The sequence below is a fragment of the Streptococcus sp. S5 genome (assembly GCF_034134805.1).
Taxonomy (GTDB): domain Bacteria; phylum Bacillota; class Bacilli; order Lactobacillales; family Streptococcaceae; genus Streptococcus; species Streptococcus lingualis.
This window is the reverse complement of the sequence record NZ_CP139419.1, coordinates 1,399,153-1,415,979: the sequence shown is the minus strand read 5'-3', so window position 1 is coordinate 1,415,979 and position 16,827 is coordinate 1,399,153. Positions and strand designations below refer to the sequence as shown.

Here is a 16,827-nt window from a genome sequence, read left to right as displayed (position 1 = left end):
TATGACTCAATTTTTTTACTTACTTCGTTGGAACTATCTTCGTCAAAAAGATCTATTTCTACTCTTTACGCTAGCTCAGGTTCTGTTATCCATTTCACTTCTTTTTGGTTATCCACTAGTGATTGGTGAGATTGATACGACAGCTGCCTACTATCTCTCTTCTGGTTCAGTTCTGATAGGAATCATTTCTATTGGCTGTACGATCTCATCCCCTGTTATAGCAAATGCGAAGTCAGAAGGACATGTAGACTATGTACGAGCCCTTCCAATACCTCGAATTCTGATTTCCTTAGCAGATCTTTGGATGTGGATGATTGCTATTTTGCCTGGAGTATTCATTTCTGTTATACTGGGCTATTTTCGTTTTTCTGTCCGCCTAAATGTATCTGTTCTGGCTGTTTTCATTCTATTTCTGATCTGTCTTACGATGATTAGTCTTGGATTTGCCATTGCTTATACTTTTTCTCCCAATATTGTCACGCTGATGTCTCAGTTGATTCTCATGATTGGTTTGATGTTTTCTCCAATCATGTACCCAGCGAGTCGTCTTCCAGATTGGATAAACCATCTCTACCATGTTCTTCCATTTGTCCCTTCTGTCAACCTCCTACGAGCTTGTGTCTATAGTCATGGTCACGTCTCATTTTTTGACTTCACCATTCTGATCATCTGGACTTTGTTAACACAGTTACTGATCTTGAGAGTTCTTTATAAGGAAAAATAAAGGAAGGAGGATCTATGTTTTTCATCATTAAAACAGTGTTCTCTTTAAAAGGAATTCAATTGAAGAGATTTACCAATGCATCCCTACAACAAAAATCAACATCTGCGTTCAGATGTTGATTTTTTTAATATATCCGCTAAGCCCTTTGTATCTTATTTGAAATACCAGTGGTGTTTGAGGCTGGCAAAAATTGCCTTGCTGGTGATCGTGATGATGACCAGTTTGATGAGGTCAGCAAGGATAAAGGGAGCAACGACCAAAGCAAATGCTTTTTGGAGATCGGTATGCGTGACCAGCATAAAGCCGATAGCTCCTGACACGAAGAGGAGAGCACTACTGAGGAGATTGGCCAAAAAGATAGTGACAAGGCTGGATTTAGCACTCGTGAACAGAGACGTGATCCATGCTCGGAATGGGAAGAAGAGGAGGAAACCAGCAGTAGGACCAAGGAAATGCGAAGCACCACCAGCACCTCCGGCAAATACTGGGAAACCTAAGAAGCCTAAAAGCAGGTAAAGACAGACAGTGACAAAGGCATGGCTGGGTTTATAGATGGTCCCGATGATCCCGATCATGAGTGTCTGTAGGGTCAAAGGAATTGGACCAAAGGGAATAGTGAATTGAGATAGGACGGAGATCATGGCCACTCCAATGGAGATGAGAACTAAGGGAAAGATTTTCTTCATAACAGTTAACCTCTGATTTATTTTATGGTAACTATTCTACAATAAGGGGCTCAACCTGTCAATAGCCCACGCTTGTTTTAGGATTTTTTAAGTAAAAATTTAGGCAGGCTTAAGACTCCTAAAGTATAATCGCCTTACTAAAGGATCGAGCTCCCTTTAAATTTTAAAAGACAAGTACTTGTACAAAAAGATAAAAGGTAAAAAGATGAATCAAAAAGAAACAAAACAAGTAGTCGAAACGCAAGAATCCAAAGAAAAAATGGTTGTCCTCAAACGAAGTCCTAAGTGGTGGATTGGCATGGCAGCCGTTGGTGGATTGTTGGTTGGTGCTGGAAGTGGCTTTGGTGTCGGTGTCATCGCCTCACAATCTTCCAATAATCAACAATTTTCTCAACCGGTCCAAACGGCTCAGAACCAAGGATCCAATCAGCAACAAAATAGTCAAAATGGCCATGCTTCACAAGGAAACCAGCAAAATGGTGGCCCACAGGACGGCGGTCCTCAAGGCGGTGGTCCTCAAGGTGGCCCGCAAGGAGGTGGACCTGGTCAAATGCCACAGGAAGGCAATGGTGGCCCTCAAGGAAATGGTCCAGAAAATGGCATGAACCAATCTGGCGGACAAGATGAAAACCAGGGTTCTTCTAAGAAGTCCAATAAGAAGAATTCAAAAAATAAAAACAAGACGAGTGATAGTCAAAATAACAAAGAAAACACGACAAACTCATAAAACAAGCCTTCCTCAGATAGACTGAATTTGATCATCAAACCAGGTTCTAAACTATAGGAAATGAAGGCAAGTCGTGTTATAATGGTTAAGAATAGATTAGAAAGACTCACTCAGGAAAGAGAAGAGGATACGACGATGATTAAAATTCTATTGGTCGAAGATGACCTTGGTTTATCAAATTCAGTATTTGATTTTTTAGATGATTTTGCGGACGTTATGCAGGTCTTTGACGGAGAAGAAGGTCTTTACGAAGCAGAAAGCGGGATCTATGATTTGATTCTGCTGGATCTCATGCTTCCTGAAAAAGACGGCTTCCATGTTCTAAAAGAGTTGCGTGAAAAAGGCGTGACAACCCCTGTTTTGATCATGACAGCTAAAGAAAGTCTGGATGACAAAGGGCACGGCTTTGAGCTAGGTGCAGACGATTACCTCACCAAACCTTTCTACCTAGAAGAACTCAAGATGCGGATTCAAGCCCTCTTGAAGCGCTCAGGAAAGGTCAATGAAAACACCCTTAATTATGGCAATTTGAAGGTCAATTTATCTACCAATTCGACTTATGTGGATGGGAAAGAAGTGGAACTTCTTGGGAAGGAATTTGATCTTTTGGTCTATTTCCTTCAAAACCAAAATGTCATCCTTCCAAAGACCCAGATCTTCGATCGTCTCTGGGGCTTTGATAGTGACACAACCATCTCAGTGGTTGAAGTCTATGTTTCAAAAATCCGTAAGAAATTAAAAGGTACTGATTTCGTTGAGAACTTGCAAACATTGCGCAGTGTGGGGTATATCTTAAAAGATGCTAACCAGAATTAAGAAAACCGTCGGGGAAGATGATTTTTCCTACTTCATCCGATATTTTGGGCTCTTTACTTTGATATTCTCAGCCATGACCCTGATTATTATCCAGGTCATGCGCTCGAGTCTCTATACAACGGTCGATGAGAACCTCAAGACTCTCAGTCAGGATCCCTACTCACTTGTAGCGATTGCTTATCGAGACCAGCGACAGTCAAATACCAAAGGAGATGATAATGATCATGAGATGATGATCCCAGATCATGATAAATCAGAACCTAAAGGGGATGTCACATCCAATACCACTGTTGTTTTGCTCAATAAAAAATATGAAAACTTGACAACCGGTAATGGGTTTTTAAACTTCAAAACGGTGACGTTTGGTCGAAAGCTCCTCAACAAGGTTTCCCAGCTTCAAATTACAAATAGCTATGGGAAAAAAGAAAGTTACCGGGCCTATATGGCAGAGTTGAGTTTATCTGATGATGAAAGTGATAGTGACATCAAGTATGCGGTTGTCATGACCAATATTAGTCAGCTAGAGCAGACCAGTGAGGAACATGAAAGCCAGATCGCTCTTGTCATGATTTGCTTCTGGGGAATCTCCTTGTTTGCGAGTCTCTTCCTTGCCCGTCTCAGCGTTAAGCCGCTGCTTGAGAGTATGCAAAAGCAAAAGTCTTTTGTAGAAAATGCTTCTCATGAGTTGCGGACGCCTCTAGCAGTCTTACAAAATCGCCTCGAAACGCTTTTTAGAAAGCCTGAAGCGACCATTATGGAATCGAGCGAGAGCATTGCATCTAGCTTAGATGAAGTTCGAAATATGAAGCTCTTGACCACCAACCTTCTCAATATCGCCCGAAGAGATGATGGCTTGAAGCCAGAGATGGAAGACATCGAACCAAGCTTTTTCGATCAGACCTTCTCGAATTTTGAGATCATTGCGGAAGAAAATGACAAAATCTTCCGAGGAGACAATCAGGTGGACAAAGTCATTTGTTCTGATAGAACGCTCCTCAAGCAATTGATGACCATTCTCTATGATAATGCCTTGAAATATACCGATGAAGATGGCGAGATCCAGTTTGAAGTTCAATTGAAGGACAAAAATCTACTTTTGAGGGTGCTGGATAATGGTCCAGGGATTCGAGATGAGGATAAGAAACGGATCTTTGATCGTTTTTACCGGGTCGACAAGGCCAGAACCCGTCAAAAAGGTGGATTTGGTTTGGGGTTATCCCTCGCTAAGCAGATTGTAGAAGCCTTCAAAGGGACCATTCAAGTCAAAGATAATAAACCCAAAGGGACCATCTTTGAAGTGAAATTATCCATTAAGACGGAAAGTCGTAAAAAAAATCGTTGATAATTTTTTAAAAATAGAAAAGAGGAATACCTATGAGTTCAAAAATGTTACACACTTGCCTTCGTGTGGAAAACTTAGAAAAATCAATCGCTTTTTACCAAGATGCATTTGGTTTTGAAGAAAAACGCCGGAAAGATTTCCCAGACTACAAGTTCACTATCGTGTACTTAGGCCTGCCTGGAGATGACTATGAGTTAGAATTGACTTATAATTACGATCATGGTCCCTATGTGATTGGAGACGGCTATGCTCACGTGGCATTGAGTACTCCTGATCTAGAAGGTTTGAATGCTGAACACAAGGCTAAAGGCTATGAAGTGACAGAACCAAAAGGTCTTCCAGGAACACAACCGAATTACTATTTTGTTGTAGATCCAGATGGTTATAAGGTAGAAGTCATTCGCGAAAAATAAGAGGGACTAAAAATAAGGGGGCTGGGACAAAAGTCCTAGCCTCTCAATTATTTTTGGATTGTCGAGCAAGACGCAGTGGTTGAGTGGGCTCTACTACGCTGATTGCATCAGCTTTTACAGCCCTACTCAACTGTGCGGAGGTGGGACGACGAAATCGAATTCTAACGAATTACCGATTTCTGTCCCACTCTCTCTTTTTTATGAAACCATTTACAAAAAAGGACTGTTTTTTCGAGAGAAATTTGCTATAATAAAGTTATGAGATTCAAACACACGAAAACTATTTTATTAATCATTATAAATCTCCTTTTTCTGAGTCTTTTGTATATCGGGTATCAAAAGATTCAAAGGCTTCGTGAGCAAAAAGCCTATCAAGATCAGTTTGCTAAGGTTACCCAACTAGAGAAAAGCTCTGAAAAAGGAAAAGATGCCCAGGTTCAGGAAGGAATTTTAGGAACTTCTTATGTGACTGCTTTTTATCCTACTAAGGATGGACAGCCTGTTGAGATTATTAAAGAGAAGATCCAAGAAGACCTTCAGCGTCTAGGAACCGATGAGAAAACCAAAGAGCCTAAGCATCTGACCTTCTACCATAGTGAAGAAGCAGAAGCACCTTTTGTTGGTTATCATCCTATCCAAATTAAACGGGCTGAATACCAGTACAAAAAAGGAAAATTCATCAAAGATGAGACGGTGAAGTTGCCTCTCTTTTACTTGGATGATGAGGACAATCCTTTGACCCTGAGCCAGGTTTTTGCGGATCCAGATGGAGCCAAACAGATCTTTTTGGAGGAACTACGAGGGAATCTAGCCTTTCGTCAGCTAGATGAGGAAAGCATTGATCAAATGGTTGCCCACTTCTCAGAGTTGGACTTGAGCCAATGGGAATTCCAATATGAAAAAGGGAATTTCACCATCCCGTTTCCAAGCAAGGTCAAGGGAGATGATACCTTTACTGTTCCCTTATCTAAATTCTATGATGTGATCGATTCAGAGCGCTTGCTTCCTGATGATCTAGCTTCTTACGAATCCTATATAGAAGAACGCCACCGTAAGATGATTGCTCTGACTTTTGATGATGGACCAGATCCAACCACGACTCCTCAGGCGCTGGCCATCTTAAAGAAATACAATGCTAAAGCTACCTTCTTTATGGTTGGAAAAAATGTCAGCGCGAATCCGGATATTGCTAAGCAAGTCCGCAAAGAAGGTCATCAAATCGGGAACCATACCTGGGATCATCCTCAGTTGCCAAAATTGAGCTTGGATAATGCTAAAAAAGAGATCTTGGATACCCAAGAAGCTATTCAAAAAGCGACAGGTGTGCAGACCAAGATTACCCGTCCTCCGTATGGAGCCATCAATAGTGCCATCCAATACGGTGTCGACCAATCCTTCATCATGTGGGATGTGGATAGCCTAGATTGGAAGACGCATAATACGACGGCTATTCTCAATGAAGTGAAAAAAGAAGTCAAACCGGGTTCGATTATCCTCATGCATGATATCCATCAAACCACGATTGATGCTCTACCGACCGTCCTTGACTACCTCAAATCACAAGGCTATACTTTTGTAACGGTGGATGAATTGTTGGATTATCAACTTGAAAGCCATCGCATCTATTACAATGGAAATTAACGTAAAAATCCTCTGCAGTTCATTCACTAGCAGAGGATTTTCTTATTCATTTAAAAAGAGTTCGGAATTTTTTAAAACTAGTTCACGGACAGAAGCGTATTTTTTTAAGGATTTGAGTTCTTCTGAGTGGGTGATAAAGGTGATTACATAGCCATCACGCCCCATTCGTCCTGTTCGACCGGCACGGTGGGTATAGGTCTCCACATCACGAGGAATATCGTAGTTAATCACACACTCAAGATGTTCAATGTCGATTCCACGAGCGACTAAATCGGTGGCCAGCAAGAGGGTCAGCTGATGGTCTTTGAAGCGTTCCAGAATGACCTTGCGGTATTTGACATTGACATCACTGGCGAGCGATACAGCCTCAACACCACGGTATTGTAGTTTTTCCTCAGCACTACCCAGATCAGACAGGCTATTGAAAAAAGCCAGACCACGAAAATCTTCGACGTAGGCGAGTTTGCGGAGCAATTCGACCTTGTCCCGCTTATCCACTTGCATATAAAAATGTTGGATATTGTCCAAAGAAACTCCATCAACCGTAACGCGAAGAGTATTTTCCTCTAATTGGTCTGGATCGACCTTGGCTGTGGCGCTCATGTAGATATATTGGTGGTCACGGGGAACATAGTGGTTGATCTTGTCGACGAAGTGGTACTGAGAATCGCTCAGTAATTGGTCGAATTCATCTAAAATGATGGTTTCCACATTCATCATTTTGATCTTTTTCAGCTTGATCAGTTCAAAGATCCGACCAGGCGTCCCAACCAGGATTTCGGGTCCTTTTTTGAGGCGTTCGATTTGCCGTTTTTGACTAGATCCTGAAAGGAAGAGTTGTGTCTGGAGACCGAGAGGATCTGCCCATTGTTTGGTGACATCAAAAATTTGTCCTGCTAACTCTGTGTTAGGAGCCAAAATCAAGAGTTGTTGGGCCTTCTTCGGTTTGAGTTTGAGCAAGCTCGGAAAGAGGTAGGCAAGTGTCTTACCAGTACCGGTAGGACTGATCCCGAGGACATTTTCTCCTTCATAGATAGGGGAGAAGATCTGTTCCTGAATTTCAGTGAATGCATCAAATCCGAGTGTTTCTAACTGGTCTTTCCAGGTTTGTGGAAATTGTTCTTTCATTCTTTTTCATCCTTAAATTGTATTCCAGCGCTTTGACGCATATGGTAGAGGGTTTCATGGACCTGCTCAGCTGTTTGTAACCATTCAAGATAAGCAGCTGGCTTTTGATGAGCGATGGCAAGGGCAAAGGCTTCCGCCTCTTCTTGCATTTGGTGCGGGCAGGGCTGGATCGGAAGGTCGATAACTTCCCCAGAATGGCTGACGAAGCGAGCCTGGTTGATGGCTGCTACAGCATTGAGAGTCAGCGTTCCAGTCTTGGTGTAGATTTCAGCAGGTAGATGGCTGGTGATATTTTTCCCTGCCTGAATGGCAACCTGAAACTCTGGATAAATCAAGACACCTTGACCATAGAGATCAACCGAATTGGGTAATTGCTGAGCGGTGTAGTGACTGGAGATCGGTTCTCCAAAGAAGCCAATCGCCAAGTAGAGGCAGTAGACACCCAGATCCATCAAAGCTCCACCTGCATAGACATCTGAGAAAATATTGGGCATCTCACCTGCAAGAAGGGCTGGCAATTTGGAAGAATATTTGGCAAAGGTGAAGTTGGCGCCCAGTATTTCCTGATTAGAGAGGAAGTCTTTAACTACTTGAAAGGCTGCTTCTTGGTAATTTCTGGCAGCTTCAAAGAGATAGACCTGGTGCTCCTTAGCGAGCTTGACCAGCTCCTTCCATTCAGAAGGCTTGGTCACAGCCGGTTTTTCAATGATGACATGCTTCTTGGCCAGAATAGCAAGCTTGGCCTGAGCGAAATGAAGAGAATTGGGGCTAGCAATGTAAATCACATCCAGCTCACTGTCTAAGAAGTCGATGAAATCCGTGTAGCAAGAGACCGCCCCATAAGGCTCACAAAACTCTTGAGCTGTCTTCATCTTTCTCGAATACACAGCATGCAAGTGATAGTGGCCTGTCTGATGAGCAGCTGTAATAAATTCATGTGAAATCCAACTCGTACCAATAATTCCCAGCTTTAACATAAGGTGTCCTTCCGTAATCGATTCACTCTATTATACCATGAAAAGGGGGAGGGGACAGTATAAAGTAGAAAATATGCACTGATTATTGTATAATGAAGTGATATGCTTAGAAGGGAAAACAATAGGATTGAGAAATTCAGAATTACTGATCATTATTCCTGCTTATAATGAGAGTGGAAATATTGAAAAAACAATCAAGATGATTGAAGAACATACACCTGAATTTGATTATGTCATTATCAATGATTGTTCTACAGATCATACACTTGAAATTTGTCGCAATAACAACTTTAACGTTATCGATTTACCGATTAATTTAGGAATTGGTGGTGCTGTCCAGACTGGTTATCAATATGCAGTTAAAAATGGCTATCAATATGCTGTTCAAGTGGATGGAGATGGTCAGCATAATCCTGAATTTATCAGAAAGATGCTTCAAGTCCTTCAAGAGAAGAATGTGAACATGGTGATTGGCTCTCGTTTCATTGAAAATCAAGGTTTCCAATCCTCCTTCGCGCGACGGATTGGAATTTCATTTTTTGAAAAATTAATTAAGATTTTAACCGGTCAAAAGGTAACAGATCCAACCTCAGGATTGCGAGTGGCTGATCGAAAGGTGATTGAAGAATTTGCTAAACAATATCCAAGTGATTATCCAGAACCAGAGACGATTGTGTCCCTCTTAACCTCAGGCTATTCCGTTGCAGAAGTGCCGGTCTTGATGAACGAGCGAGAACATGGAGAATCATCGATTACATTCAGTAAGTCTGTTTACTATATGATCAAAGTGACAATGGCAATGCTATTGGCTAGAATTGGTGGAGGATATAAGAAATAACATGCTAAATATTTGGTTAACCCTTATTGTAATTATTTTTATCGTTTATATTCTACGCCTAGTTGCAAAGAAAGTCGTTGAACTGAGAAATGTCATTTCTTGGCTCATTCTTTGTTTGCTATCGTTGCCAGTCATTTGGTTTCCTAATTTGATTGGAGCAATATCTTTATTTCTTGGTATTCAGACGCTAAGTAACTTTATTTTTTTATTAAGTACATTTTTATTAATATTTTTAATTTTTTCATTAACTCGTACTGTATCAAAACAATCAGTACAGATTAAGAAATTGTCACAAACGATTGCTTTATTAAGAAGTGAGAATGAAAATGAACAATAAAGTAAATAGGAGTATTTATTTTTGGAATTTTGCAGGAAATATAGCAGCAGCTGCAGTCTCAATATTGTATTTGATTATTGTCTCTCGTTATACTTCCGCAAGTGATGCTGATAATTTTAGTTTGGCTTATGCAATTGGAAACCTATGGGTTGTAATTGGTATTTTTCAAGTTAGAAATTATCAGGCGACTGATTTGAAAGAAACGTACTCGTATTTGGAATATTGGCTAACTAGGGTTATTACTGTTTGTTTAATGTTAGTTTCACTATTTCCGTATTTATTTTTTAGTGGAAATAATGTTGGAAAAGGGGATTTATTTTTAATTATCATCCTAACGGTGCTTTATCGTTCTTGTGATGCTTTTTCTGATTTATTCCAAGGATTATTTCAACAACATGAACGTTTAGATATTGCAGGGAAATTAATGGTGCTTCGTTATAGTTTAAGCACAATCATTCTCCTAATTAGTTTGTTACTTTCAAATTCTTTAATTTTTTCTTTAATTTGTTTATGTTTTTTTAATGTTCTTTTTGTTTTTGGAGGTGATTACATCCAATCCAAACAAATAAGAACGATACCTTTTAATCAGATTTCATCTGCTACATTTAAGCGATCAATTAGCATCATGAAAACTTGCCTTCCATTGTTTGTCAACGGCTTTTTATTGGTATATGTATTGAATTATCCAAAACAAGTGATTGATAAATTGCTAGTAGAGGGCGTATTACGTGAAGGTGCTCAAAGGGATTTCAGTATTCTATTCATGCCTGTTTTCTTTATGAGTTTATTTGTATTAGCACTAAGACCGTTAATAACCGATTTGGCAAAACAATGGTCAGAAAAAAGATTTCATACATTTAATGCTATGATTCGTAAGATTTTATTATTGCTTATGATTTTGGGACTAGTAGTATCAATACTGGCCTATTTGATAGGGATTCCTATTTTGAATATTATAAGTGGTATTGATTTATCAAATTATAGTTTATTACTTACTATTTTAGTGCTTTCCGGCTTTTTATATTCTATAGCTTCTGTCATAGGTGATTTTTTAATTATATTGAGGAAACAAGTCTATCTACTCTATGTTTATGTCGCAATGGCGTTATTGACGAATATTCTTACGCCTATAGTGATGAGGGAGTTTGGCTTGTTTGGAGCAGGGCTTAGTTTTGTTATTGTTATGTTGTTTTACACCATTGCTAGTTGGATTGTCTTTGTGATTATGAGAAGGAAGGAGATTCAAAAATATGAATCAGTGGAATGATCATACATTTGTAATCTGTGCTTATGGGGATAGTCCTTTTTTAGAGGATTGTATAAATTCGTTATTAAGCCAAACCGTAAAAAGTAATATCATTTTGTATACTTCTACTCCAAGTGTATTTATCGAAAGTATTTGCCAAAAATATGCCATTCCGTTTAATACAACTGTAGGTGGCGGGATTGGGAAAGATTGGAATAATGCTTTATCTTTTGTTACTACCCAATATGCTACAATAGCCCATCAAGATGATTATTACGAACCAACCTATTTAATGGAAATTCAAGAGAGGATAAAGAAGCATCAAGATGCTATCATTCTTTATTCTGATTATTTTGAAGAAAAAAATGGAGAGGTCATTAAACCGACTTCAAATCTAAAAATCAAATCATTAATGTTAAAAACAATCTCATTATTCCCTAAAACTAAGTGGTGGAGAAATCGGATTCTTGCTTTTGGAAATCCAATTTGTTGCCCTGCTGTAACTTATAATTTAAAATTGGTTAAGGGCTTTAGATTTGATGAGGAATGGAGAGTTAGTCTAGATTGGCTTGCCTGGTACCATTTGGCTAAATTTGATGGCAGATTTGTATATGTTCCAAAGAAATTAATGTGTCATCGTATTCATGAAGACTCTGAAACGAGTAATACCATTAGTGACAATACTCGAACAAAGGAAGATTACATGATGTTTAAACTCTTTTGGCCAAACGTATTAGCGAAATGTTTAAATCGTTTTTATAAAAAGAGTCAGGATACGAATGGTTAAAGATTGCGTGCTCGAGGTTTGATAACAATATAAAAGTTTGAATATCTTAATTATTTGCAAAACTATGGGTTCTATTAAAATATATAAAGGATAAGATTGTGAAAGAAGCGCCTAAGATTAGTGTCATTATTCCAGTATATAATGCAGAATTATATCTCAAAAGATGTATAGATTCCGTTTTAAATCAAAGTTTTAAATCATTTGAAATTATTGCAATTGATGATGGTTCAAAGGATAATTCGTTTAAAATATTGAATGAATACCAACAATTTTCTCCAAATATTAGAACTTTGAGTCGAGAAAATAAAGGTGCAGCCTATACTAGAAATGAAGGTATCAAGCTTGCAAAAGGTGAATTCATCATGTTTATCGATAGTGATGATTATATAAACCCAGATTACTTGCAGGTGTTTTATGATGAAATATCAAGTGGGATAGATGATGCAGTTATTGGAGGTCTTCAGAGAGTAAACCAAGATGGTAAACAACTATTTTCTATCCAATTGGGTAAAGATAAATGGTCGAAATATAGATCGATTTCACCATGTGCTCGCATCTATAGAAAAAAATTTTTAGTAGATCACGAACTTTCTTTTCCAGATATTCCGCTGGCTGAGGACTTGTTATTCAGCTTAACGGTATATACAAAATCTGAAAATATAAGAACTATCCCATATTGTGGATATAATTGGTTTTTCAATGAGAATAGTGCGTCTAATACATTAAATAAAGGATTTAATCCAAATTTAGATATCAAGAATGTACTTGATAAAATAGCAGCGATTATCCCTAAAGATTTTTCTGAAACTAAATTAATTAAATTTTTTATAAAAAAATTTACTCTTTATTGGTTATTGGACGGTGGGAGACATTCTACAAGTGCAGAGTTTTTACGTCAATATAAAGAAATTAATGATTGGATCAGGATAAATGGAATGAAGTCCACTCTTTCTGTTTTTAATCGAGAAATTAGAGATGAGAGGTTTATGGTTAAACTAGCTATCTTTACAATGAACTTGATTGAAAAGTTCGGTTTATTAAAACTGTTTGCAAAACTGTATTGTAAAGGGTAGTTAGAAGATATACAGTTTACTGATAAGTTAGTAGCAGATGTTAATAGGAGCAATGAATGGTTATATCAGTTGTAGTCCCATGTTTTAACGAAGAAGAATCGATTCCATTATTTTATCGAGAAATGGAACGTGTTCGGATGAAGATGGGAGAAAAGTTTGAATATATTTTTATAAATGATGGCTCTTCAGATGGTACACTATCCGTTCTTCGAAAGCTACATGTTACAGATTCAAATGTGCACTACCTTTCTTTTTCTCGAAATTTCGGGAAAGAGGCGGCGCTGTACGCTGGACTTGAGCGTGCTAGTGGTGAATATGTGACCGTCATGGATGTAGATTTGCAGGACCCACCGGAGTTATTGATTGAAATGAAGCAGAAGTTGGAGGAACAGTCGGATTTAGACTGTGTCGGAACGAGACGCGTAACCCGTGATGGGGAACCACCGATCCGCTCTTTCTTTGCGCGTATGTTTTATAAATTGATCAATCATATTAGCCAAGTGGAAATGGTTGACGGGACGCGTGATTTCCGTTTGATGCGCCGTCCCATGGTCGATGCCATTATGGAGTTATCGGAGTACAATCGTTTTTCAAAAGGGATTTTTGCTTGGGTAGGATTCGAGACAGAATACCTCGAATATAAAAATGTAGAACGCGTAGCAGGAGAGACGTCTTGGAATTTTTGGTCCCTTTTTAAGTACTCGATTGAAGGGATTATCAATTTCTCGGATGCCCCATTAAACATTGCCTTTATTGGTGGACTGTTATCTTGGATTTTGGCTTTTATCATGATGATTTTGATTGTAATCCGCACCTTAGTCTTTGGGGATCCTACTTCAGGTTGGCCATCCCTTATGACAGTGATTCTATTCCTTGGAGGATTCCAATTATTGACCATTGGGATTTTAGGAAAATATATCGGAAAAATCTTCATGGAAACCAAGAAACGTCCAATCTATGTCATCAAAGAGAAAAGTGAGTAAAAAGCAGAAAACTTCTGCTTTTTTTGCTATAATGATAGGGAAAAAGCATTTGAAAGGAATTTAACATGATTTTAATTACAGGAGCAAATGGGCAACTTGGAACAGAACTTCGCCATTTGTTGGATGAACGAAATGAAGAATATGTAGCTGTTGATGTGGCTGAAATGGATATCACTAATGCAGAGAAAGTAGATGAGGTATTCGCAGAAGTGAAACCAACCCTAGTCTACCACTGTGCTGCTTACACAGCTGTTGATGCGGCTGAAGATGAAGGAAAAGAGTTGGACTATGCTATCAACGTGACGGGTACGGAAAATGTAGCAAAGGCATCTGAAAAGCACGGTGCAACTTTGGTCTATATCTCAACGGACTACGTTTTTGATGGGAAAAAACCAGTGGGACAAGAATGGGAAGTAGATGATCAACCAGATCCTCAAACTGAGTACGGTCGTACCAAACGTATGGGGGAAGAATTGGTTGAGAAGCATGTGTCTAACTTCTATATCATCCGTACGGCTTGGGTATTTGGGAACTACGGTAAGAACTTTGTCTTCACCATGCAAAACTTAGCTAAGACGCACAAGACTTTGACCGTCGTCAATGACCAACATGGTCGCCCAACCTGGACCCGTACTCTTGCAGAGTTTATGACCTATTTGGCTGAAAACCGTGAGGAGTATGGTTATTACCACTTGTCTAACGATGCGAAAGAAGATACAACTTGGTATGACTTTGCAGTTGAAATCCTCAAAGACACTGATGTAGAAGTGAAACCAGTGGATTCTAGCCAATTCCCAGCTAAGGCGAAACGTCCACTTAACTCTACGATGAGCTTGACTAAGGCTAAGGCTACAGGGTTCGTCATTCCAACTTGGCAAGATGCCTTGAAAGAGTTTTACAAACAAGAAGTGAAATAAGTGAAAATTGAAGCGACCCTTGTGGTCGCTTTTCTGTTTGGATTAGGCAAAAAGCCTAGAAAATGGTATAATTGAATAGACTGTAAATTGTTAGAAAGGAAATTTTATGCAACACGTTTTTATTATCGGAAGTCGTGGGCTTCCGGCTCAATATGGCGGTTTTGAGACTTTTGTGGACCAATTGGTTTCGCATCGAGTGTCTCCAGATATCCAGTACCATGTTGCCTGCCTTTCTAATGATCAAGCCTATTACCATTTTGACTACAAGGGTGTCGATTGTTTTACAATTCAAGCCCCTAAACTTGGGCCTGCGCGTGTCATTGCCTATGATATGATGGCCATCAACTATGCCTTGAAGCTTATTAAGAAACAAGGAATTGAACAGCCGATTTTTTACGTCTTGGGAAATACAATCGGAGCCTTTGTGGCGCCTTTTGCGCGTAAGATCCATAAGATAGGCGGACTATTTTATATCAATCCAGATGGACTGGAGTGGAAGCGGGCCAAGTGGGCCAAGCCGATCCAAGCCTATCTCAAGTATTCTGAAAAGATCATGACGCGCCACGCTGACTTGGTGATATCTGACAACCCGGGTATTGAGTCTTATATCAAGGAAGCCTATCCTTGGTCCAAGACGACCTATATTGCCTACGGAACGGACTTGTCTCCAACCAGCCTGATCAGTCAGGATAATAAGGTCCGAGAATTCTATCAGAAATGGCAGACACAGGAGAAGAACTATTATTTGATCTTGGGCCGCTTTGTTCCAGAAAATAATTATGAGCCTGCCATTCGTGAATTTATGGCCTCTTCCACCAAACGGGATTTGGTGATTATTTGTAACCACGAAGGCAATCCTTATTTTGAGGAACTCCGAGCTCGAACTGGATTTGATCAGGATCCACGCGTCAAGTTTGTAGGAACGGTCTATGATCAAGAACTGTTGAAGTATATCCGTAAAGAAGCCTTTGCTTATATCCATGGTCATGAAGTGGGCGGAACTAATCCTGGTCTCCTAGAGGCTCTTGCCCAGACGGATCTCAATTTGGTTTTAGGAGTCTCCTTTAACCAAACAGTCGCAAAGGACGCAGCTCAATATTGGACTAAAGAAACTGGGAATTTGGCGCATTTGATCGACCAGGTCGATCCTTTAGAAGACGTATCTGAATGGGGTCAACGAGCCAAGGTCAATATGAAGCAAAACTTTACCTGGGAAAAAATTGTAGGTGAGTACGAGGAATTATTCTTATCATGAAAGTAAATATCTTGTTGTCCACCTATAATGGTGAACAGTATCTAAAAGAGCAGGTCAAAAGTATCCAAGACCAGACTTATCAGAATTGGCAACTCTTGATCCGAGATGATGGGTCAACAGATGGTACGGTGAAGATCATTCAAGAGTTGGTGGCCCAGGATGAGCGCATTCGCTTTATCAACCAAGGAGCTATCGAAAATCTTGGTGTTATCAAGAGCTTCCATACGCTTCTGAAATATGAAAAAGCGGATCTTTATTGCTTCAGTGACCAAGATGATGTTTGGCTACCAGAAAAGATTGCCCTGCAAGTAGCAGAAGCAGCCAAGCATCCTCAAGAAGAGCCTTTGCTGGTTTACACAGATTTAAAAGTGGTCGATGAAAACTTGAATGTGCAACATGAGAGTATGATTCGCACCCAGTCTGATCATGCCAATACAGAACTGATTCAAGAGTTGACGGAAAATACGGTAACTGGCGGAGTGGCCATGATTAACCACGCGCTGGCTGACTTATGGACAGGTCAAGAAAAACATGCCCTCCTTATGCATGATTGGTACTTGGCTTTGTTGGCAACTGCCTTTGGAAAGCTCATCTATATCGATCAGCCGACAGAATTGTACCGTCAGCACAGTAGCAATGTTCTGGGGGCTCGTACCCTTAGAAAACGGGTCAAAAACTGGGTTCGCCCTCATATTTTGTTTGCTAAATATTGGAATCTCATCGAGTCCAGTCAAGAACAAGCAAAAAATTTATTGGATCTGCCTGTCAGTTCCCAAACTAAAGAAATCATTGAAAACTTTGTCACCATTATGGATGTTCCACTAAAAGAACGTTTGAGACGGATTCGTCAGTACGGTTACCGGAAGAACCGGGCTTTTCATACGGTTGTGTTTACCAGCTTGATTCTGACAAAGTTTGCATATCGAGGTAAATAATA

The 16,827-nt window shown here is 39.6% G+C and carries 18 protein-coding genes; 15 read left to right on the top strand and 3 right to left on the bottom strand.

Features of this window, described 5'->3' with window-relative positions; all coding sequences use genetic code 11:
* Window position 1: 1 nt before the first annotated feature.
* Window positions 2–724 (top strand): ABC transporter permease, encoded by a 723-nt coding sequence (locus tag SM123_RS06795; protein ID WP_320909302.1) that lies wholly within the window; start codon window positions 2–4, stop codon window positions 722–724.
* Between the two features lie 152 nt (window positions 725–876).
* Here SM123_RS06795 and SM123_RS06790 read toward each other — a convergent pair whose 3' ends face one another.
* Window positions 877–1,410, bottom strand: coding sequence for a biotin transporter BioY (locus tag SM123_RS06790; protein ID WP_320909301.1), 534 nt, complete (start codon window positions 1,408–1,410; stop codon window positions 877–879).
* A 205-nt stretch (window positions 1,411–1,615) separates the two neighbouring features.
* On the opposite strand from SM123_RS06790, the gene SM123_RS06785 reads away from it, so the two are divergent.
* The 5 genes from SM123_RS06785 (at window position 1,616) to SM123_RS06765 (ending at window position 6,349) form a co-directional block, all read left to right on the top strand.
* Window positions 1,616–2,137 carry a hypothetical protein gene (locus tag SM123_RS06785; protein ID WP_320909300.1) on the top strand — a complete coding sequence of 174 codons (522 nt, stop codon included), beginning with the start codon at window positions 1,616–1,618 and terminating at the stop codon, window positions 2,135–2,137.
* A 135-nt stretch (window positions 2,138–2,272) separates the two neighbouring features.
* Window positions 2,273–2,953, top strand: coding sequence for a response regulator transcription factor (locus SM123_RS06780; protein WP_021152983.1), 681 nt, complete (start codon window positions 2,273–2,275; stop codon window positions 2,951–2,953).
* A complete protein-coding gene (locus SM123_RS06775; protein ID WP_320909299.1) occupies window positions 2,937–4,295 on the top strand; it encodes a sensor histidine kinase in 1,359 nt (452 codons plus the stop codon). The genes SM123_RS06780 and SM123_RS06775 overlap by 17 nt, the downstream gene beginning before the upstream one ends.
* Before the next feature lie 32 nt (window positions 4,296–4,327).
* On the top strand, window positions 4,328–4,708 hold the full coding sequence (gloA, locus tag SM123_RS06770; RefSeq protein ID WP_023917784.1) for a lactoylglutathione lyase: 381 nt from the start codon (window positions 4,328–4,330) through the stop codon (window positions 4,706–4,708).
* A gap of 258 nt (window positions 4,709–4,966) precedes the next feature.
* Window positions 4,967–6,349, top strand: coding sequence for a polysaccharide deacetylase family protein (locus tag SM123_RS06765; protein WP_320909298.1), 1,383 nt, complete (start codon window positions 4,967–4,969; stop codon window positions 6,347–6,349).
* A gap of 42 nt (window positions 6,350–6,391) precedes the next feature.
* Here the strand turns inward: SM123_RS06765 and SM123_RS06760 are convergent, their stop codons facing one another.
* Complete coding sequence (locus SM123_RS06760; RefSeq protein WP_320909297.1) at window positions 6,392–7,477, bottom strand: DEAD/DEAH box helicase; 1,086 nt, start codon at window positions 7,475–7,477, stop codon at window positions 6,392–6,394.
* Window positions 7,474–8,454 carry a Gfo/Idh/MocA family protein gene (locus SM123_RS06755; RefSeq protein WP_201037161.1) on the bottom strand — a complete coding sequence of 327 codons (981 nt, stop codon included), beginning with the start codon at window positions 8,452–8,454 and terminating at the stop codon, window positions 7,474–7,476. Before SM123_RS06755 ends, SM123_RS06760 begins: the two co-directional genes overlap by 4 nt.
* Window positions 8,455–8,581: 127 nt before the next feature.
* Between SM123_RS06755 and SM123_RS06750 the strand changes: the two genes are divergently transcribed.
* The 9 genes from SM123_RS06750 to SM123_RS06710 all read left to right on the top strand — a co-directional run bounded on the left by SM123_RS06750 (window position 8,582) and on the right by SM123_RS06710 (window position 16,825).
* Entirely contained in the window at window positions 8,582–9,292 is a 711-nt protein-coding gene (locus tag SM123_RS06750; protein WP_049472007.1) for a glycosyltransferase family 2 protein, read from the top strand.
* Between the two features lies 1 nt (window position 9,293).
* Window positions 9,294–9,629 (top strand): DUF2304 domain-containing protein, encoded by a 336-nt coding sequence (locus SM123_RS06745; RefSeq protein WP_049472006.1) that lies wholly within the window; start codon window positions 9,294–9,296, stop codon window positions 9,627–9,629.
* A complete protein-coding gene (locus tag SM123_RS06740; RefSeq protein ID WP_320909296.1) occupies window positions 9,619–10,896 on the top strand; it encodes a lipopolysaccharide biosynthesis protein in 1,278 nt (425 codons plus the stop codon). Before SM123_RS06745 ends, SM123_RS06740 begins: the two co-directional genes overlap by 11 nt.
* Complete coding sequence (locus SM123_RS06735; protein WP_320909295.1) at window positions 10,880–11,662, top strand: glycosyltransferase family 2 protein; 783 nt, start codon at window positions 10,880–10,882, stop codon at window positions 11,660–11,662. Before SM123_RS06740 ends, SM123_RS06735 begins: the two co-directional genes overlap by 17 nt.
* A gap of 98 nt (window positions 11,663–11,760) precedes the next feature.
* A complete protein-coding gene (locus SM123_RS06730) occupies window positions 11,761–12,735 on the top strand; it encodes a glycosyltransferase family 2 protein (RefSeq protein ID WP_320909294.1) in 975 nt (324 codons plus the stop codon).
* 56 nt (window positions 12,736–12,791) lie between these two features.
* The gene (locus SM123_RS06725; protein ID WP_320909293.1) at window positions 12,792–13,718 is read left to right on the top strand and encodes a glycosyltransferase family 2 protein; all 927 of its coding nucleotides are present in this window, start codon (window positions 12,792–12,794) and stop codon (window positions 13,716–13,718) included.
* Between the two features lie 65 nt (window positions 13,719–13,783).
* Window positions 13,784–14,635 (top strand): dTDP-4-dehydrorhamnose reductase, encoded by an 852-nt coding sequence (rfbD, locus tag SM123_RS06720; protein ID WP_320909292.1) that lies wholly within the window; start codon window positions 13,784–13,786, stop codon window positions 14,633–14,635.
* A gap of 106 nt (window positions 14,636–14,741) precedes the next feature.
* Entirely contained in the window at window positions 14,742–15,890 is a 1,149-nt protein-coding gene (gene cps2T / locus SM123_RS06715) for a beta 1-4 rhamnosyltransferase Cps2T (protein WP_320909291.1), read from the top strand.
* Window positions 15,887–16,825 carry a glycosyltransferase family 2 protein gene (locus tag SM123_RS06710; protein WP_320909290.1) on the top strand — a complete coding sequence of 313 codons (939 nt, stop codon included), beginning with the start codon at window positions 15,887–15,889 and terminating at the stop codon, window positions 16,823–16,825. The genes cps2T and SM123_RS06710 overlap by 4 nt, the downstream gene beginning before the upstream one ends.
* Window positions 16,826–16,827 lie beyond the last annotated feature (2 nt).

Bases quoted from the DNA above. Each gene is read 5' to 3' on its own strand.
- SM123_RS06710 (WP_320909290.1), top strand. From the start codon at position 15,887: ATGAAAGTAAATATCTTGTTGTCCACCTATAATGGTGAACAGTATCTA.
- SM123_RS06740 (WP_320909296.1), top strand. From the start codon at position 9,619: ATGAACAATAAAGTAAATAGGAGTATTTATTTTTGGAATTTTGCAGGA.
- SM123_RS06775 (WP_320909299.1), top strand. From the start codon at position 2,937: ATGCTAACCAGAATTAAGAAAACCGTCGGGGAAGATGATTTTTCCTAC.
- SM123_RS06765 (WP_320909298.1), top strand. From the start codon at position 4,967: ATGAGATTCAAACACACGAAAACTATTTTATTAATCATTATAAATCTC.
- SM123_RS06745 (WP_049472006.1), top strand. From the start codon at position 9,294: ATGCTAAATATTTGGTTAACCCTTATTGTAATTATTTTTATCGTTTAT.
- SM123_RS06785 (WP_320909300.1), top strand. From the start codon at position 1,616: ATGAATCAAAAAGAAACAAAACAAGTAGTCGAAACGCAAGAATCCAAA.
- rfbD (WP_320909292.1), top strand. From the start codon at position 13,784: ATGATTTTAATTACAGGAGCAAATGGGCAACTTGGAACAGAACTTCGC.
- SM123_RS06760 (WP_320909297.1), bottom strand. From the start codon at position 7,477: ATGAAAGAACAATTTCCACAAACCTGGAAAGACCAGTTAGAAACACTC.
- SM123_RS06725 (WP_320909293.1), top strand. From the start codon at position 12,792: ATGGTTATATCAGTTGTAGTCCCATGTTTTAACGAAGAAGAATCGATT.
- SM123_RS06790 (WP_320909301.1), bottom strand. From the start codon at position 1,410: ATGAAGAAAATCTTTCCCTTAGTTCTCATCTCCATTGGAGTGGCCATG.
- cps2T (WP_320909291.1), top strand. From the start codon at position 14,742: ATGCAACACGTTTTTATTATCGGAAGTCGTGGGCTTCCGGCTCAATAT.
- SM123_RS06795 (WP_320909302.1), top strand. From the start codon at position 2: ATGACTCAATTTTTTTACTTACTTCGTTGGAACTATCTTCGTCAAAAA.
- gloA (WP_023917784.1), top strand. From the start codon at position 4,328: ATGAGTTCAAAAATGTTACACACTTGCCTTCGTGTGGAAAACTTAGAA.
- SM123_RS06780 (WP_021152983.1), top strand. From the start codon at position 2,273: ATGATTAAAATTCTATTGGTCGAAGATGACCTTGGTTTATCAAATTCA.
- SM123_RS06735 (WP_320909295.1), top strand. From the start codon at position 10,880: ATGAATCAGTGGAATGATCATACATTTGTAATCTGTGCTTATGGGGAT.
- SM123_RS06755 (WP_201037161.1), bottom strand. From the start codon at position 8,454: ATGTTAAAGCTGGGAATTATTGGTACGAGTTGGATTTCACATGAATTT.